This is a genomic window from Brevundimonas sp. AVps23W (assembly GCF_058681395.1).
The window spans coordinates 530,041-545,241 of record NZ_CM178738.1 but is presented as its reverse complement, the minus strand read 5'-3'; the positions used below and the strand labels follow the sequence as shown (position 1 = coordinate 545,241).

Genomic DNA, 15,201 nt, shown 5'->3' with positions numbered 1-15,201 from the left:
ACCGCCACAAGCCCGTTGACGTCCCCGGCCCGGTTGCGTCAAATGAACTCACTCGAGAGCAAGCGTTGCTCAAGCGCGCAGCACTCGAAGGCGTTTCGGGGAGGAAACGTCCGCTCTTCAAAGAGCGCGAAAGCCCGCTGCGATGTATCCCCCGCAGCGGGCTTTTTCGCGCCTGGAGCCTCGCAAAAAATGCATGACCTGTAGATTTTTTCAATGCGATCTACAGATTTCGGGCCCGATTTTTCACCCTGTCTCCATATGAAAAAGGCCGGGGCGAACCCCGGCCTTTTCCGTTTTCGAAGACGCGTCGCCTACCAGATGTGGACGCGTTCTTCCGGGGTCAGATAGTATTTGGTCCCCGGCTCGACGTCGAAGGCGTCGTACCAGGCGTCGACGTTGCGCAGCGGGCCGATGACCCGGAACTGGGCCGCCGAGTGCGGATCGGTGGCGACCTGCTGCTTCAGAGCTTCGTCGCGGTACTTGGACTGCCAGACCTGGGCCCAGCCGTAGAAGAAGCGCTGGTCGCCGGTGGTTCCGTCCAGCACCGGGGCGGGCTTGCCGGCCAGCGACAGGTGATAGGCCTCAAGCCCCACAGCCACGCCCGAGGCGTCGCCGATGTTCTCGCCCATCGTCAGGCCGGGGTTGATGGTGTAGCCGGCGATCGGCTCATAGGTGGCGTATTGCGCGCCCAGGCGGGCGGTCAGGGCCTCGAAATTGGCCTTGTCGGTCGGGGTCCACCAGTTGCGCAGCACGCCGTCGCCATCGGACTTGGAGCCCTGGTCGTCGAAGCCGTGGCCGATCTCGTGGCCGATCACGCCGCCGATGCCGCCATAGTTGACCGCCGGATCGCCGTTCGGATCGAAGAACGGCGGTTGCAGGATGGCGGCGGGGAAGACGATCTCGTTATTGGCCGAGTTATAATAGGCGTTGACCGTCTGAGGCGTCATGCCCCACTCGGACTTGTCGACCGGCTCGTCCAGGCGGGCGAGGTCGTAGTTCCATTCGAACAGGCCGCGGCGCACGGCGTTGCCGACCAGGTCGTCGGCGCGAACCTCAAGGCCCGAATAATCGCGCCACTTGTCCGGATAGCCGATCTTGACGGTGAATTTGCGCAGCTTCTCTTGCGCCGCCGCCTTGGTCTCGTCGCCCATCCAGGTCAGATTATCGATCCGGTGCGACAGGGCGGTGCGCAGGTTGGCGACCAGTTCTTCCATCTTGGCCTTGGATTCGGCCGGGAAATACTGGGCGACATAGAGCCGGCCCGTCGCCTCGCCCAGCGAACCCTCGGCGAAGGAGATGGCGCGTTTCTCGCGGGTGCGCTGTTCGGGCTGGCCCGACAGGTCGCGCGAACGGAAGCCCCACTGGGCGTCCGAGAACCGCTTGGACAGCAGGGGCGCCATGTCGTCGGCGGTGTGGAAGGCTTCCCACGCCTGGAGCAGCTCAACCGGGGTCTCGGCGTAGATGGCCGCGATCTTGGGCATGGCCGTGTCCTGACGCACGATCAGGCGCGGCACGCCGCCCAGTTCGGCTGCATCGAAATAGGACTGCCAGTCGAAGCCCGGCGCGTCCTGGGCCAGTTTGGCGATGGTGTATTCGTTATAGGTGCGGTCGCGGTTGCGGTTCTCGACCGGGCTCCAGTGCGCCTCGGCGATCTGGGTCTCCAGGGCGACGATCTGGGCGGCGGTCTCCGCCGGATTGGCCCAACCGATCATGCCCAGCATGTCGGCGACATAGGCCTGGTACTTCTCTTTCTTATCGGCGTAGCGGGCGTCCAGATAATAGTCGCGGTTCGGCAGGCCGATGCCCGACTGGCCGGTGGAGACGACGTAGCGGGTCGGCTGTTTCGCATCGATGGTGATGCCGCTGCCGAAGAAGGAGCCGCCGAAACGGCCGACCGTCTGACCCATATAGACGGCCATCTTCTCATGGCTGTCCGCGGCGCGGATCGCGGCCAGATAGGGTTGCAGCGGCTGGGCGTCGAGCTGCTCGATCCGGGCTTCGTCGATATAGGAGCGATAGGCGTCGGCCACCTTGGCCTCGTCCGAACCAGGGGCCAGATCGGTGCGGCCCGCCAGGCCCAGGACCAGTTCCTTCATCCGGTTGTCGGACAGTTCGCGCAGCAGGGCGAAGGAGCCGTAGCTGGTGCGATCGGACGGGATGACCAGTTTATCGAAGGCCGCGCCGTTGGCGTAGCGGAAGAAGTCGTCGCCGGGCTTCACCGAGGTGTCGCGACCCGCCATGTCGAAGCCCCAGGTTCCGTAGCGGGGCGCATCAACGCCCTTCCAGCCGCCCGCGCTCTCTTCGCCGGAGAACAGCGACACGATCGTGCAGGTCTCGTCGACACAGGCGTGGTCATGATCGACGTCCTGGGCGAAAGCGGCGCTTGCGGGCAGCAGAAGGGCGCCGACGGCGGCCCCGATAAGCAGTCTTTTCATCACTGTATCCTAGGTTCCGCCCCCGAAACGGGCGGGTCGGAGCGGACCCTAGACCTGAGGTCGGGGCTGTCGCCTTAAAAAAAGTTCATGAAAGGGGCGCGACCTCTCGCCACGGGCAGTGGTTCGGGGTCAGATGCCGCAGATACGGAGGTCGGATGCAGGGGCACGGCGGGGACTATAAGGATCTGGTGGTCTTCCTGGCCGCCGCCGGGGTGATCGTGCCCCTGGTGAACCGGCTGAAGATCAGCCCGGTTCTGGGTTTTCTCGCCGCAGGTGTGGTGCTGGGGCCCAGCGGACTGGCGCGGTTTTCGGACGCGGTTCCGTGGCTGTCCTATTTCACCATCAGCGACCCCGGCCAGCTGGCGCAGCTGTCGGAGCTGGGCGTCGCCTTCCTGCTGTTCATGATCGGGCTGGAGCTGTCCTGGGAACGGCTGCGCGCCATGCGTCGCCTGGTGTTCGGCCTGGGCCTGATGCAGGTCGTGGTCTGCACCCTGGTGCTGGCGGGCCTGTTCGTTCTGATGGGACAAACCCTGGTCAGCGCCACGGTCCTGGGCATGGGCCTGGCCTTGTCGTCGACCGCCGTGGTCATGCCGGTCCTGGCCGAGAGCGGAAGATTGAAGGGGACGGTGGGGCGTTCGACCTTCGCCATACTCCTGGCCCAGGACCTGTCGGTCGCGCCGATCCTGATCACCGTCAGCGTCCTGGCCGCCGTCGCCCAGGCGGGCGGGTCGCTGGACCCGGCGGTTCTGGGACGGTCGTTGTTCACCCTGGTTCCGGCCGCGATAGGCCTTGGGCTGCTGGTCCTGCTGGGCCGGGTCGTGCTGCGGCCGATGTTCCGATCCGTCGCCCAGGCGCGCAAGTCGGCCCAGGGCGGCGAGCTGTTCGTCGCCGCCAGCCTGCTGGTGGTGGTCGTCGCCGGTCTGGCGGCCCAGGCCAGCGGCCTGTCCATGAGCATCGGCGCCCTGGTCGCCGGCGTGCTTCTGGCCGAAACCGAGTTCCGACGCGAGGTCGAGGTCTCCATCGAGCCGTTCAAGGGCCTGTTGCTGGGCGTCTTCTTCGTCGGCGTCGGCCTGGGCTTGGACCTCGGGGCGGTCGCCGCCAATCCGGTCCTGCTGTTCGGCATGGCCCTGGCCATTACGGTGGTGAAGACCGGCGTGATCTTCGGTCTGGCGCGGCTGTGGGGCCTGGCGCCCAAGCCGGCGATCGAGACCGCCCTGGTGCTGGCCCCGGCGGGCGAGTTCGCCTTCGTGGTCTTCGCCACGGGCATGGTCGAGGGGATCGCGCCTCCCGGCCTGACCAGCACTGTGGCCCTGTCGGCGACCTTGAGCATCTTCTCCATTCCGTTCCTGGCCATGCTGGGCCAGCGGCTGTCGCGCGAAAAGGCCCCGGACCTTCCGACCACGCCCGAGGGCGCGGCGCCGCCTGAACAGGCCGACGGCGCCGTCATCATCGTCGGTTTCGGCCGCGTCGGCAGGCTGATCGGAGAACTTCTGAAGGAGCACGACCAGACCTTCATCGCCCTGGACACCGACGCCGCCGCGGTCGCGGCCGGCCGTCGCGACGGGCTCGACGTCTTCTATGGCGACGCAGGGCGAGCCGAGATGCTGGCGCACTGCGGCGTCATGTCCACCCGCGCCCTGATCGTCACCATGGACGCACCGACCAAGGTGGACGAGGTGGTGACGACCGCCCGCGCCCTGCGCGAGGACCTGATCATCATCGCCCGCGCCCGCGACGACCAGCACGCGGCCCGCCTCTATGCCCTGGGCGTCACCGATGCGGTGCCGGAGACGACGGAGGCCAGCCTCCAGCTGGCGGAGAACACCCTGGTCGATCTGGGCGTGCCCATGGGGCTGGTGCTGGCCTCGATCCACGAGAAGCGCGACCGGTTCCGCAAGACCTTCCAGGCCGCCATACCCGCCGGGGGACGCAGTAGAACAACCCGCGCATTGAGAATGCCCCAGAATGATACAGGTAACCAGAACGGTTAAGCTTAGAATTCACGCTCTTAGCCGCCATATTAGCTTTCGCGACCCATTTTCGTCATGGTTCCATGATGCAAGCCCTGCTTCGATATCGTGCGGTTGTCGGGTGAAGAGTCAGAACGTCTCACCCACAGTTGATGCGACGCCCCAATCCACTTCGGGCTCCGTCAGGGCTTCCGAAAATACGTAGAGTAAAAGCCTGAATTCATGACTGATTCCGTTCTTTCGACTGAAGCCGCTCCCCGTCTGAACCGCCGACAGGCCGCCAAGATCAGGACTCGTCAGAAGGTTCTGGACGCCGCGCGCTCGCTGTTCGCCGAGCGGGGCTATGAGCCGGCGACGATCCGCGACATCGCCAAGGGCGCCGGCATGTCGACCGGCGCCGTCTTCGCCAACTTCCAGGACAAGGCCGAGTTGTTCGAGGCGGTCCTGACCGAGGACATGTCGCGTCTTGCCGAGGTGGTCGAGGCCGGCGCCCCCGAGGGCGAGCCGGTTCGCCAGCGCCTGCTGGGCGCCCTCAGCGCCGGCTATCATTCCTCGCTGGACCAACTGCCCCTGTTCCAGGCCATCGTCGCCCGGTCATGGTTCCAGCCCCTGGCCGCCGAAATGCGCGCCCGCGCCGCGACCAAGAACCTGCTGCTGGCCATCGGCGGCATCCTTCAGGAAGCCGTCGCCAAGGGCGAGGTGAACAAGGACGCCGACATCCGCCTGTTGGTCGAGCTGATCTGGGACGCCTATCTGTCGAACTATCGCCGCGCCGCCTACGACGAGTGGGACGCCAACGCCCTGTCCGACCATATGGGCAAGCAGATCGACGTCATCCTGGCCGGCGCCCTGTCGACCAAATAAGCGTCCGGCCCTCCCCGGCCGCCCCATCGAAGGCCCGTCCGCGTTCGTCGCGGGCGGGCCTTTGTCTATCTGCGACGACGGCCTGCTTCAGCTCCGGCGCTTCAGCGTGACGTAGAAGGCCCCGTTTCCGCCGTGCCTCTGGTGGGCGACGGTGAAACCGGACACGACGCCGCGCAGTCCCGGCGAATGCATCCACTCCCCGAACGAGGCGCGGATCACCCCGCCCCCCAGTCGTCCCTGACCAGTAATGACCAGAACCGCCCGCATCCCGCGCGCCTGGCACGAGGTCAGAAAACCCCGAAGCTGATCCTCGGCCTCGAACCGGCCGAAGCCGTGCAGGTCGATGCGGGCTTCGATGGGGTCCCGCTCACGCGACAGCCGCTGTTTGCGGCGGGGCTCCAGATCCTCAGGCGCGGGCTTGGGACGGCTGCCGACCGGGCGCGGTTCGGTCGGTTTGGCGACGGCCGTGGTCCGGGCGGGCGAAGGCTTGGCCAGGGGGCGCGGACGCTCGGCCGGGGCCACGACCAGATGTGCCGGCGCCTCGGCCCCCGGCGTGACGCGAGCCGGCTTGCGGCTGCGGGGGGCGACGACCGTGCCGGTGATGCGGCTCCAGATACGGCGGTCTTCGGGCGTCAGCCCGTTCTCGTCGCGGCCGGGGCCCTTGCGTTTCATGCCGCGTCGTCGTCCTCGAAGGTCTCGGCGGGGCCGGGTTCGTGAACCAGCAGGTCGCCGGGCTGGCATTCCAGTTCGCGGCACAGGGCGTCCAGGGTCGAGAAACGCACCGCCCGCGCCTTGCCCGTCTTCAGGATCGACAGATTGGCCACCGTCACCCCGACGCGGTCGGCGAGTTCGGTCAAAGACATGCGGCGTTCGACAAGGACGCGATCAAGCTGGACGCGGATGGCCATCGGGAAGTCCTACTGGAAACGGATCAGATCGTCAGTTCGGATTCGCGGCGCAGGCGCGCGCCCTCGCGGAACACCTCCGCCAAAACGAAGACGATCAGGACCGAGAATATGGGGGTCAGCAGTTCGCCCAGCCCCTGAGGGTCCATCACCCCCGGCGCCAGTCGTGCGGCGACGACGCCCTGGGCCAGCCAGACCCCGCCGGTCACGACCGCCAGGATCAGTCCGATCTGGCGCAGCCGGCGGACATTGGCTGGATGGAAGGGGTCGCCCATGGTCAGGGTGCGGAAGATGCTACGCAGGCTGCGCAGGATCAGCATGAAGCCGCCGAAATAGGCGGTGGCGGCGCCCAGGCCGAACAGCAGCAGGGTGCGGGTCAGCGGCAGCTCTCGTCCACCTTCGTCGCCGCTGACGGTGATGTTCACATTGTCCAGGGGAATGAAGACGGCGGCGATCAACAACAGCAGCAGCACGCCGGTGATCAGCCAGAGCAGAATATAGGCCACATCCAGCGCCACCTTCAGCACGCTGGAGACGGAGCCGGGGCCCATGGCCCTGAGGGGGGCGGTCATTGCGCCCAGGGAATTCAGCAGGGTCGGGATCGTGCGCGCCCCCGTCGAGGCGGACGCCGCGTCGCGCTTCAGCGGATTTCGCGGCGGGGGCAGGCGCATGATCAGTAGGTCTCAGATCGGAAGGAGGGGCGAGGCGGCCGCGCGGGGTCCGGCGAACCCACGCGCAGCTCTATACATCGCGGTCTTCTTCAAGGTCGTCAAAGCTCTCGTGATCGAAACAAGGGTGGACTTGAGCCCGATCAGAAGGCTTGAACCAGGATGGCGACCAGGGCGGTCGGCAGGGCGGCGATCAGGACCGTGTTGACGAAAGCGGCGCCGACCTTGTCCAGGAAGAGCGAGAGGTTCATCGTATGCATTGTGGTTCTCCGTCGTTTTGTTTTGGGCGATTATCGCCCGTTGGTTTTGTTTTCCGCACGATCATTCCGATTTTCGCGGAAGGTCAGAACGTTGCGGCCTCGTTCCTGACGATCAATAGATAGGCCGTGCGGTGCGGAAAAGCACGTTACATATCGTTTAACGATATTAAACTTTGGCAATAGACTGTTTCAAGGGCGTGATCGTCGATGAATCTCAAGCTTATCAAGGGGATGCGGATCGTCGCCGCAACCCACAACCCCGGCAAGGTTCCCGAAATCGCCGCCCTTCTTGGTGAAGATTACGAGATCCTCACCGCCGGACAGTTGAATCTGCCCGAACCGGACGAGACCGAGACCACTTTCGCCGGCAACGCCATGCTGAAGGCGCGCCACGCCGCCGAACTGTCAGGCGAGGTGGCTTTGGCCGACGATTCGGGGATGTCGGTCGCGGCCCTGGACGGGGCGCCGGGCATCTTTTCCGCGCGCTGGGCCGGGCCGGGCAAGGACTTCGCCGTGGCGATGAAGAAGGTCGAGGAGCGGCTGGAGGAGATCGGGGCGACCGACCGCCGCGCCTGGTTCACCTCGGCCCTGGCCGTGGCCTGGCCGGGCGGTCCCTGCGTGGTGGTCGAGGGGGTGGTCCACGGCCGACTGACCTTCCCGCCGCGCGGCGACCGGGGCTTCGGCTATGATCCCATCTTCATTCCCGATGATGGGCCGGAGGGCGGCGACCTGACCTTCGGCGAGATGGAGCCGGCGGCCAAGGAGGCCATCAGCCACCGCACCCGCGCCTTCTCGAAGCTGCGGGCGGCGTTGATTGACTGATTTCCCCGAAACCTGGACGGACCCGGGAACGGACGTCGGCCTGTATGTCCACTGGCCCTATTGTGCGCGCATCTGCCCCTATTGCGATTTCAACGTCGTGCGCGACCGGGGGCGGGTCGAGGAACAGGCGGGACTGGTCGAGGCGATCCTGGCCGACATGCGGGCCCAGCGGGCCCTGACCGGGCCGCGCCGGCTGGCCTCGATCTTCTTCGGCGGGGGCACGCCGTCGCTGATGGCGCCCGAGGCCGTGGCGCGGATCATCGCCCAGGCGCGCGACCTGTTCCCTCCCGCGGGCCGGATCGAGATTTCGCTGGAGGCCAATCCGACCGACGCCGAGGCCGCCCGGTTCGCCGCCCTGGCGGGGGCCGGGGTGAACCGGCTGTCCATGGGTGTGCAGGCGCTGGACGACGCCTCGCTGCGGTTCCTGGGGCGGGACCATTCGGCGGCGGAGGCGCGGCGCGCGGTCGCTCTGGCCGGGCGGGCCTTCTCGCGCCTGTCCATCGACCTGATCTACGCCCGGCCGGACCAGACCCCGGACGACTGGGCGACGGAGCTGGGCGCGGCCCTTGACATGGGGTTCGAGCATGTCTCGCCCTATCAGCTGACCCTGGAGCCGACGACCGCGTTCGGACGTGCCCTGGCGCGCGGAACCCTGATCCCGCCGGACGAAGACCAGGCCGCAGCCCTGTACGAGACCACCCAGACGGTGCTGGAGGCCGCCGGGTTCGACGCCTATGAGGTGTCCAACCATGCGCGGGGCGTGGCGGCGCGGTCGGCCCACAATCTGCATGTCTGGCGGGGCGGCGACTATCTGGGCCTGGGCCCCGGCGCCCATGGGCGGCTGACGCTGGACAGCGTGCGGACGGCGACGGTCGCCCACCGCCGGATCGCCGACTATGTGGCCGGGGTCGGGGCGGGAAGCCCCTGGGCGGAGACGGAACGGCTGGACGCCGCCGGGTCGGCCGAGGAGTGGCTGCTGCTGGGCCTGCGCACGGTCGAGGGCGCACCGGTCGGGCTTCTGGCGGACCTGGGGCTGTCAGTAAGCGCAGGGCCGACGGCAGGCCTGATCACCGACGGATTTCTGATGCTGAGCAGCGGCAGACTGGTCGCGACGCCGCGCGGGCGGCCCGTGCTGGACGGGGTGCTGAAGGCGTTGCTGACCTAGCGGCTCTCAACCGATCACACGCCAACCACACTCCTACCCGTCACCCTCGGGCTTGTCCCGAGGGCCCACCTCTCCGCCGCGCGGGACGGGGTGATGGAGCGACGGTCGTGGCGCTGCGCAGAAACCCGAACCCGCACCCGCCGTGGGCCCTCGGGACGAGCCCGAGGGTGACGGACGGGGAAAGAGGGCCCTTAAACCAGCGCCCCGTGGCAGTGTTTGAACTTGCGGCCTGAGCCGCAGGGGCAGGGGGAGTTGCGGCCGGTCATTTCCCAGCCGGGCGGCAGGGCCTCGACCGGAAGCTTGGCGCGGTCGTCGCCGATCAACTGGCCTTCCGGATTTTGCGCGGCCGGATTGGCCATCTCGTTCTCGCCGGTGCCGGGGTTCAGGTGAATCTCCTGGAACTCGGGCATTTCCGGCGGCGGCTGGAAGCGGAACTCGACCGTCATCAGCCAGCGGGTGACATTGTGGCGCAGGTCGTACAGCAGGTTCTCGAACAGCGAGAAGGCCTCGGTCTTGTACTCGTTCAGCGGATCGCGCTGGCCGTAGCCGCGCAGGCCGATGACGCCGCGCAGATGGTCCAGATGGACCAGGTGTTCGCGCCATTGCATGTCGATCATCTGAAGCATGAACTGCTTTTCGAGACCGCGAGTCTGGGCGGCGCCGATTTGTTCCAGGCGTTCGGCGGCGCGGGCGTCGGCGGCGGCCAGCAGCCGCTCCTCGATCTCCTCGTTGGACACGCCTTCCTCGGCGGCCCAGTCGTGCAGCGGCAGTTCCAGACCCAGGGTCGTGCGGACCTTCTCGTCCAGGCCGTCGATGTCCCACTGTTCGGCATAGGCCTTGGGCGGCATGTAGCGTTCGACCAGGTCGGACACCACGTCGCGGCGGAAGTCGCCGACCAGTTCGGACAGGTCCTCGGAGTCCATGAACTCCTGGCGCTGCTCGAACACGGCCTTGCGCTGGTCGTTCACGACGTCGTCGTACTTCAGCAGGTTCTTGCGGATGTCGTAGTTGCGAGTCTCGACCCGCTTCTGGGCGGTCTCGATGGCGCGGTTCAGCCAGGGGTGGGTGATGGCCTCGCCCTCAGCCACGCCGAAGGTCTTCATGATCGAGTCCAGACGGTCGCCGGCGAAGATGCGCAGCAGGTCGTCCTCGCAGGACAGGTAGAATTTCGAGGTGCCGGGGTCGCCCTGACGGCCGGTGCGGCCGCGCAGCTGGTTGTCGATCCGGCGGCTCTCGTGGCGTTCGGTGCCCAGGACGAACAGACCGCCGGCTTCCAGAGCGATCTTCTTCTGGACGGCGATGTCGGCCTTGAACTGGGCCTCCTGGGCCTGCTCCATCTCGTGCGTGACCTCGACGGCCATGTTGCGCTGTTCCAGCAGCCACTTCTGCATCTTCATCTCGAGGTTGCCCCCGAGCTGGATGTCCGTGCCGCGGCCGGCCATGTTGGTGGCGATGGTCACCACGCCGGGCAGACCCGCGTCGGCGACGATATAGGCCTCCTGCTCGTGCTGGCGCGCGTTCAGGACCGAGTGCGGGATACCGCGCAGCTTGGTCTCGTAGGTGATGTCATAGGCGGCGTCGCCGATCTTCTCGGCTTCCTTGGCCTTGCCTTCGTACTGGGGCTTCAGCTTGCGCGAGACCTCGACCTTGTACTCGTAGGTGCGGAGCAGTTCCGACAGTTGCTCGGAACGCTCGATCGAGACCGTGCCGACCAGGATGGGCTGACCCGCCAGGTGGCATTCGGCGATCTGTTTGGCGATGGCCTGGTTCTTCTCGGCGTGGGTCCGATAGACCTCGTCGTCATAGTCCTTGCGCTGGATCGGCCGGTTGGTCGGCACCTCCAGCACCTCCATCTTGTAGATGTCGCCGAACTCCTGGGCCTCGGTCGCGGCCGTGCCGGTCATGCCCGACAGTTTTTCGTAGAGGCGGAAATAGTTCTGGATCGTGACCGAGGCCAGGGTCTGGTTCTCGGGCTGGATCTTGACGTCTTCCTTGGCCTCGATGGCCTGGTGGAGGCCTTCGGACAGGCGGCGGCCGGTCATCATACGGCCGGTGAATTCGTCGATCAGGACGATCTCGCCGCCCTTGATGATATAGTCCTTGTCGCGCTGATACAGGGTGTTGGCGCGCAGGGCCTGATTGGAGTGGTGGACCAGGCTGATGTTGGCGGCGTCATAGAGGCCGGTGGTGTCGAGGGCGAAGTGACCGCCCTGTTCCAGAGCCTCTTCCAGACGCTCCGAACCCAGTTCGGTCAGCAGAACCTGCTTCTGCTTCTCGTCCAGCTCGAAGGTGTCCTTGTCCTTGATCAGCTCTTTGATCAGGGTGTCCAGGATCTTGTACAGGTCCGATCGGTCCTCGGTCGGGCCCGAGATGATCAGGGGGGTGCGCGCCTCGTCGATCAGGATGGAGTCGACTTCATCGACGATGGCGAAGTTGTGCGGGCGCTGCACCATCTCGCGCCGGTCGTAGACCAGATTGTCGCGCAGATAGTCGAAGCCGAACTCGTTGTTGGTGCCGTAGGTGACGTCGGCGGCATAGGCGGCCTGGCGCTGGCCCTGGCTCAGGCCGTTGACGATGACGCCCACTTCCAGGCCCAGGAAGCGATAGACCTTGCCCATGGTCTCGGCGTCGCGGCGGGCCAGGTAGTCGTTGACGGTGATGACGTGGACGCCCTTGCCGGGCAGGGCGTTCAGATAAACGGGGGCCACGGCGACCAGGGTCTTGCCCTCGCCGGTCCGCATCTCGGCGATGCCGCCTTCGTGCAGGATCATGCCGCCGGCCAGCTGGACGTCATACTGACGTTGACCCAGCACCCGCTTGGACGCCTCGCGCACCACGGCGAAGGCCTCGGGCAGGATCTTGTCCAGGGTCTCGCCATTGGCCAGACGGTCCCGGAAGGCGTCGGTCATCATCCGCAGCTCGTCGTCGGACAGGGCGGCGAACTTGGGCTCCAGCGCATTGATGCGCTGGGCGTGGTCCTGGAAAGCCTTGACCTTGCGGTCGTTGGAAGAGCCGAAAAGTTTCTTGGCGAAGCCGAGCATATTGGATCCGGTAAGCGGTCGAGCGTCTGCGAGCTGAGCGGCTCTGGAAATCCCGAGAAGGGCGGCGGTACGGACGCCGCAAGAGGGGCCCGAACCGATGGCGACCCCGGTGCGCCGGAACTGGCGCGCGCGAAGGGCCGCGCAGACGATCAAAACCCCTCGACTTGGGCGCAGGCGGGACTTAAGCACCGGCCTAACCCCTGTCAACGCGAGGGGCTTTCGGCCGCCTTCGACGGAGCGCCCTCTTGACCCCATTTCCGCGAGTTTCAGGCTTGTTTTCCATCGTGGTTCTGGCCGCGGTGCTGACGATGTCCGCCTGTTCGAGCGACGGCGGCGGCGATCAGGCGCCGGAGCCCGGCGACCGCGCTGTGGCGAAGGTTCAGGATGAAACCGTCTGGGCCTCTGACGTGAAACGCGAGGCGGTGGCTCAAGGCCTGGTCGGCGAGGGCGAACCGCTGGACGTGACCTCGGACCTGTTCCGCCGGGTTCTGGACGAGGTGATCGACCAGAAACTGCTGGCGCGGGAGGCGGAGCGCCGTCGCCTGGACGCCTCGCCCCTGGCCCAGCGCCGGCTGGAGGCCACACGTGAAAGAATTCTGGGCGACATGCTGGTCGAGAGCGTCGTCAACGGCGCCATCTCCGACGAGGCCGTCCAGACCCTGTATAACGAGCAGCTGCGTCTGGCGAAGACGTCCGAGGAAATCCGCGTCCGCCTGATCCTGTCGCGGACCAAGACCGAGGCCGAGGCCGTGGTCGGCATTCTAGGCCAGGGCGCCAGTTTCGAGGCCGTGGCCATGGAAAGGTCCATTGACGAGGCGACGCGATTTTCGGGCGGGGACCTGGGCTATTCGACCCTGGACGTCATGCCGCAGGCCTATGCCGGAGCGTTGCGCGATCGGCCGGCAGGATCGACCGTCGGCCCCTTCCAGACCGAGGGCGGCTGGGCTGTGCTGCGGGTCGAGGACCGGCGCAAGGAAAGCCCGCCGACGCTCGAACAGGCGCGGCCGCAGATCGTCCGCTATCTGACCTATGAAGGCGTTCGGCAACTGCTGGAACGCTTGCGCGGCAAGGCCAAGGTCAATGTCCTTCTGTCCGGCGAAAGCGCCGGGCGGAACGAAGAACCGGCCTCGGCCCAGCCCCCCGCATCCGCCGCCCCTGCCCCGACCTCCGCTTCTGTTCCGGCCGCCTGACATGACCAAGACTCCCTCCACCACCGGCCAGAAGATCGAACAGGCGTTCGAAAAGGCGCTGGACCCCTTCGCCACCGCCCTGAAGCGCGCCACCCGCCCGGCCGAACCCGCCGCCGCGCCCGCCCCGGCCGCCGGCAAGCCCGGCCTGGCCATATCGCCCCTGGCCGTGCCCTTCCCGACCATTCCGCCCATCGGCGGGGTCGAGATCGCCGCCGCCCGCGCCGGCTTCTACAAGCATGAGCGCGACGATCTGGTGGTCTTCCGGTTTGCGCGCGGCACCAGCTGCGCCGGGGTCTTCACCCGCCACAAGATCGGCTCGGCGCCGGTCGACTGGTGTAAGAAGCACCTAGGCGGCGCAGACGGCGGCAAGGACGTGCGGGCCCTGGTGGTCAACGCCGGCTGCGCCAACGCCTTCACGGGCAAGGCCGGCGCCGACGCGGCGCGGCGTGCGGCGTCCGAAGTGGCCAAACGGTTCGGCTGCCGCCAGCGCGACGTCATGCTGGCCTCGACCGGGGTGATCGGCGTGGTGCTGGACGAAAAGAAGATCGTGTCGAAACTGCCCGAGATCGAGGCCGGACTGGACGCCGACATCCATCCGTCCGAGCAGTGGGCCCGGGCCGGTCGGGGCATCATGACCACCGACACCTTCCCCAAGGGGTCCTACGCCGAGGCCGAGATCGAGGGCTACAAGGTCCGGATCGCCGGGATCGCCAAGGGGTCGGGCATGATCGCGCCGGATATGGCGACCATGCTGGCCTTCATCGTCACCGACGCCGACATCCATCCGAACGTGCTGAAGGCCCTGCTGGGCCTGCACGTTCGCACCACCTTCAACAGCGTGACGGTGGACGGCGACACCTCGACCAATGACACGGCCCTGCTGTTCGCCACCGGCGCCTCGGGCGCGCCGCGCATCGGCCGGGTCGGCGACCGGCGGCTAAAGAGCTTCTCGGCCGCCCTGGACAAGGTGATGCTGGATCTGGCGCACCAGCTGGTGCGCGACGGTGAAGGCGCGACCAAGTTCGTCAAGGTGACGGTGGACGGCGCCGCCAGCCCCGCCTCGGCCCGCAAACTGGCCAAGTCCATCGCCGACAGCCCCCTGGTCAAGACCGCCATCGCCGGCCAGGACGCCAACTGGGGCCGGGTCGTCATGGCTGTGGGCAAGACCGAGGAGCCGGTGGACCGCGACCGTCTGGCGATCAAGTTCGGCCCGCACCAGGCCGCCATCGACGGAGCCCCGTCCCCGACCTACGACGAGGCCAAGATGACCGCCTATATGAAGAAGCCCGAGATCGACATCACCGTCGATGTCGGCTCGGGCCGCGCCTCGGCCACGGTTTGGACCTGCGACCTGACCAAGGGCTATATCGAGATCAACGGCGACTATCGCAGCTGATGGTCAAGCGGCCGGACAAGCTGCGGCGGCAAATGGCCGCTCGAGGCTGGACGGACGACGAGATCGCCGAGGCCGTGGCGAGCGGCGTCCGGGTCGCGACGGCGAACCGCGAGACAGATCGGCCCGCGACGCGCTATATTCATCCGATGACAGGTCGCTCGGTGGTGATCGAGGACGAGTCTGGAGAGATCATTCATGTCGGCGGCGACGGCTTCATCTACTGACTGGACCGAGGTGCATGTCCGGATACTGGACGATGCCGTCGATGTCTGGCGGCCGGTCAAGGCCCGCGCTGTCAGCGACCATGTCTTTCGTCTGAGCGACGCCCCCGCCCCGGCCGACGAACGCTGGGCCTTCGCGCCCGGTGATGAGGTGGTGGTCGAGCGGCGGGCGAACGGCGATGAAGACGTACTGATCGCGGTCGCACGCGCCCTGGATCGGGACGAACCGTCCAGTCTGTGGCTGCGGAAGGCCGGATAGGTTGA

General features: G+C 66.9%; 13 protein-coding genes. 8 read left to right on the top strand and 5 right to left on the bottom strand.

From position 1 onward, the window contains the following. Window positions 1-311 precede the first annotated feature (311 nt). Complete coding sequence (locus tag ACW177_RS02620) at window positions 312-2,435, bottom strand: M13 family metallopeptidase (protein WP_492027113.1); 2,124 nt, start codon at window positions 2,433-2,435, stop codon at window positions 312-314. Window positions 2,436-2,590: 155 nt separating this feature from the next. Here ACW177_RS02620 and ACW177_RS02615 point away from each other — a divergent pair, with 155 nt between their 5' ends. Further along, the gene (locus ACW177_RS02615) at window positions 2,591-4,426 is read left to right on the top strand and encodes a cation:proton antiporter domain-containing protein (protein ID WP_492027112.1); all 1,836 of its coding nucleotides are present in this window, start codon (window positions 2,591-2,593) and stop codon (window positions 4,424-4,426) included. A 201-nt stretch (window positions 4,427-4,627) separates the two neighbouring features. Continuing rightward, complete coding sequence (locus ACW177_RS02610) at window positions 4,628-5,269, top strand: TetR/AcrR family transcriptional regulator (RefSeq protein ID WP_492027111.1); 642 nt, start codon at window positions 4,628-4,630, stop codon at window positions 5,267-5,269. 87 nt (window positions 5,270-5,356) lie between these two features. On the opposite strand, the gene ACW177_RS02605 is transcribed toward ACW177_RS02610, so the two are convergent. Genes ACW177_RS02605 through ACW177_RS02595 form a run of 3 tightly spaced genes read right to left on the bottom strand, consistent with a single transcriptional unit; the run spans window position 5,357 to window position 6,845 of the window. Then, complete coding sequence (locus tag ACW177_RS02605; RefSeq protein ID WP_492027110.1) at window positions 5,357-5,941, bottom strand: Smr/MutS family protein; 585 nt, start codon at window positions 5,939-5,941, stop codon at window positions 5,357-5,359. Next, window positions 5,938-6,177: a helix-turn-helix domain-containing protein gene (locus tag ACW177_RS02600; protein WP_492027109.1), complete on the bottom strand. Its 240-nt coding sequence runs from the start codon at window positions 6,175-6,177 to the stop codon at window positions 5,938-5,940. Before ACW177_RS02600 ends, ACW177_RS02605 begins: the two co-directional genes overlap by 4 nt. Before the next feature lie 23 nt (window positions 6,178-6,200). Next, window positions 6,201-6,845, bottom strand: coding sequence for a DUF2975 domain-containing protein (locus tag ACW177_RS02595; protein ID WP_492027108.1), 645 nt, complete (start codon window positions 6,843-6,845; stop codon window positions 6,201-6,203). Between the two features lie 464 nt (window positions 6,846-7,309). On the opposite strand from ACW177_RS02595, the gene rdgB reads away from it, so the two are divergent. Continuing rightward, window positions 7,310-7,924: an RdgB/HAM1 family non-canonical purine NTP pyrophosphatase gene (rdgB, locus tag ACW177_RS02590; RefSeq protein WP_492027107.1), complete on the top strand. Its 615-nt coding sequence runs from the start codon at window positions 7,310-7,312 to the stop codon at window positions 7,922-7,924. Continuing rightward, window positions 7,917-9,089, top strand: coding sequence for a radical SAM family heme chaperone HemW (gene hemW, locus ACW177_RS02585; RefSeq protein ID WP_492027106.1), 1,173 nt, complete (start codon window positions 7,917-7,919; stop codon window positions 9,087-9,089). Before rdgB ends, hemW begins: the two co-directional genes overlap by 8 nt. A 191-nt stretch (window positions 9,090-9,280) precedes the next feature. On the opposite strand, the gene secA is transcribed toward hemW, so the two are convergent. Beyond that, window positions 9,281-12,130 (bottom strand): preprotein translocase subunit SecA, encoded by a 2,850-nt coding sequence (secA, locus tag ACW177_RS02580; RefSeq protein WP_492027105.1) that lies wholly within the window; start codon window positions 12,128-12,130, stop codon window positions 9,281-9,283. Window positions 12,131-12,411: 281 nt separating this feature from the next. Between secA and ACW177_RS02575 the strand changes: the two genes are divergently transcribed. The 4 genes from ACW177_RS02575 to ACW177_RS02560 are packed head-to-tail and all read left to right on the top strand — an operon-like array spanning window position 12,412 to window position 15,196. Continuing rightward, complete coding sequence (locus tag ACW177_RS02575) at window positions 12,412-13,320, top strand: peptidylprolyl isomerase (RefSeq protein ID WP_492028058.1); 909 nt, start codon at window positions 12,412-12,414, stop codon at window positions 13,318-13,320. Between the two features lies 1 nt (window position 13,321). Next, a complete protein-coding gene (gene argJ, locus ACW177_RS02570; protein ID WP_492027104.1) occupies window positions 13,322-14,716 on the top strand; it encodes a bifunctional glutamate N-acetyltransferase/amino-acid acetyltransferase ArgJ in 1,395 nt (464 codons plus the stop codon). A 32-nt stretch (window positions 14,717-14,748) separates the two neighbouring features. Next, window positions 14,749-14,940 carry a colicin E5-related ribonuclease gene (locus tag ACW177_RS02565; protein WP_492027103.1) on the top strand — a complete coding sequence of 64 codons (192 nt, stop codon included), beginning with the start codon at window positions 14,749-14,751 and terminating at the stop codon, window positions 14,938-14,940. Continuing rightward, window positions 14,912-15,196: a hypothetical protein gene (locus ACW177_RS02560; RefSeq protein WP_492027102.1), complete on the top strand. Its 285-nt coding sequence runs from the start codon at window positions 14,912-14,914 to the stop codon at window positions 15,194-15,196. The genes ACW177_RS02565 and ACW177_RS02560 overlap by 29 nt, the downstream gene beginning before the upstream one ends. Window positions 15,197-15,201 lie beyond the last annotated feature (5 nt).

Bases quoted from the DNA above. Each gene is read 5' to 3' on its own strand.
- ACW177_RS02595 (WP_492027108.1), bottom strand. From the start codon at position 6,845: ATGCGCCTGCCCCCGCCGCGAAATCCGCTGAAGCGCGACGCGGCGTCC.
- ACW177_RS02560 (WP_492027102.1), top strand. From the start codon at position 14,912: ATGTCGGCGGCGACGGCTTCATCTACTGACTGGACCGAGGTGCATGTC.
- ACW177_RS02620 (WP_492027113.1), bottom strand. From the start codon at position 2,435: ATGAAAAGACTGCTTATCGGGGCCGCCGTCGGCGCCCTTCTGCTGCCC.
- secA (WP_492027105.1), bottom strand. From the start codon at position 12,130: ATGCTCGGCTTCGCCAAGAAACTTTTCGGCTCTTCCAACGACCGCAAG.
- ACW177_RS02605 (WP_492027110.1), bottom strand. From the start codon at position 5,941: ATGAAACGCAAGGGCCCCGGCCGCGACGAGAACGGGCTGACGCCCGAA.
- ACW177_RS02600 (WP_492027109.1), bottom strand. From the start codon at position 6,177: ATGGCCATCCGCGTCCAGCTTGATCGCGTCCTTGTCGAACGCCGCATG.
- ACW177_RS02615 (WP_492027112.1), top strand. From the start codon at position 2,591: ATGCAGGGGCACGGCGGGGACTATAAGGATCTGGTGGTCTTCCTGGCC.
- rdgB (WP_492027107.1), top strand. From the start codon at position 7,310: ATGAATCTCAAGCTTATCAAGGGGATGCGGATCGTCGCCGCAACCCAC.
- ACW177_RS02565 (WP_492027103.1), top strand. From the start codon at position 14,749: ATGGCCGCTCGAGGCTGGACGGACGACGAGATCGCCGAGGCCGTGGCG.
- argJ (WP_492027104.1), top strand. From the start codon at position 13,322: ATGACCAAGACTCCCTCCACCACCGGCCAGAAGATCGAACAGGCGTTC.
- ACW177_RS02610 (WP_492027111.1), top strand. From the start codon at position 4,628: ATGACTGATTCCGTTCTTTCGACTGAAGCCGCTCCCCGTCTGAACCGC.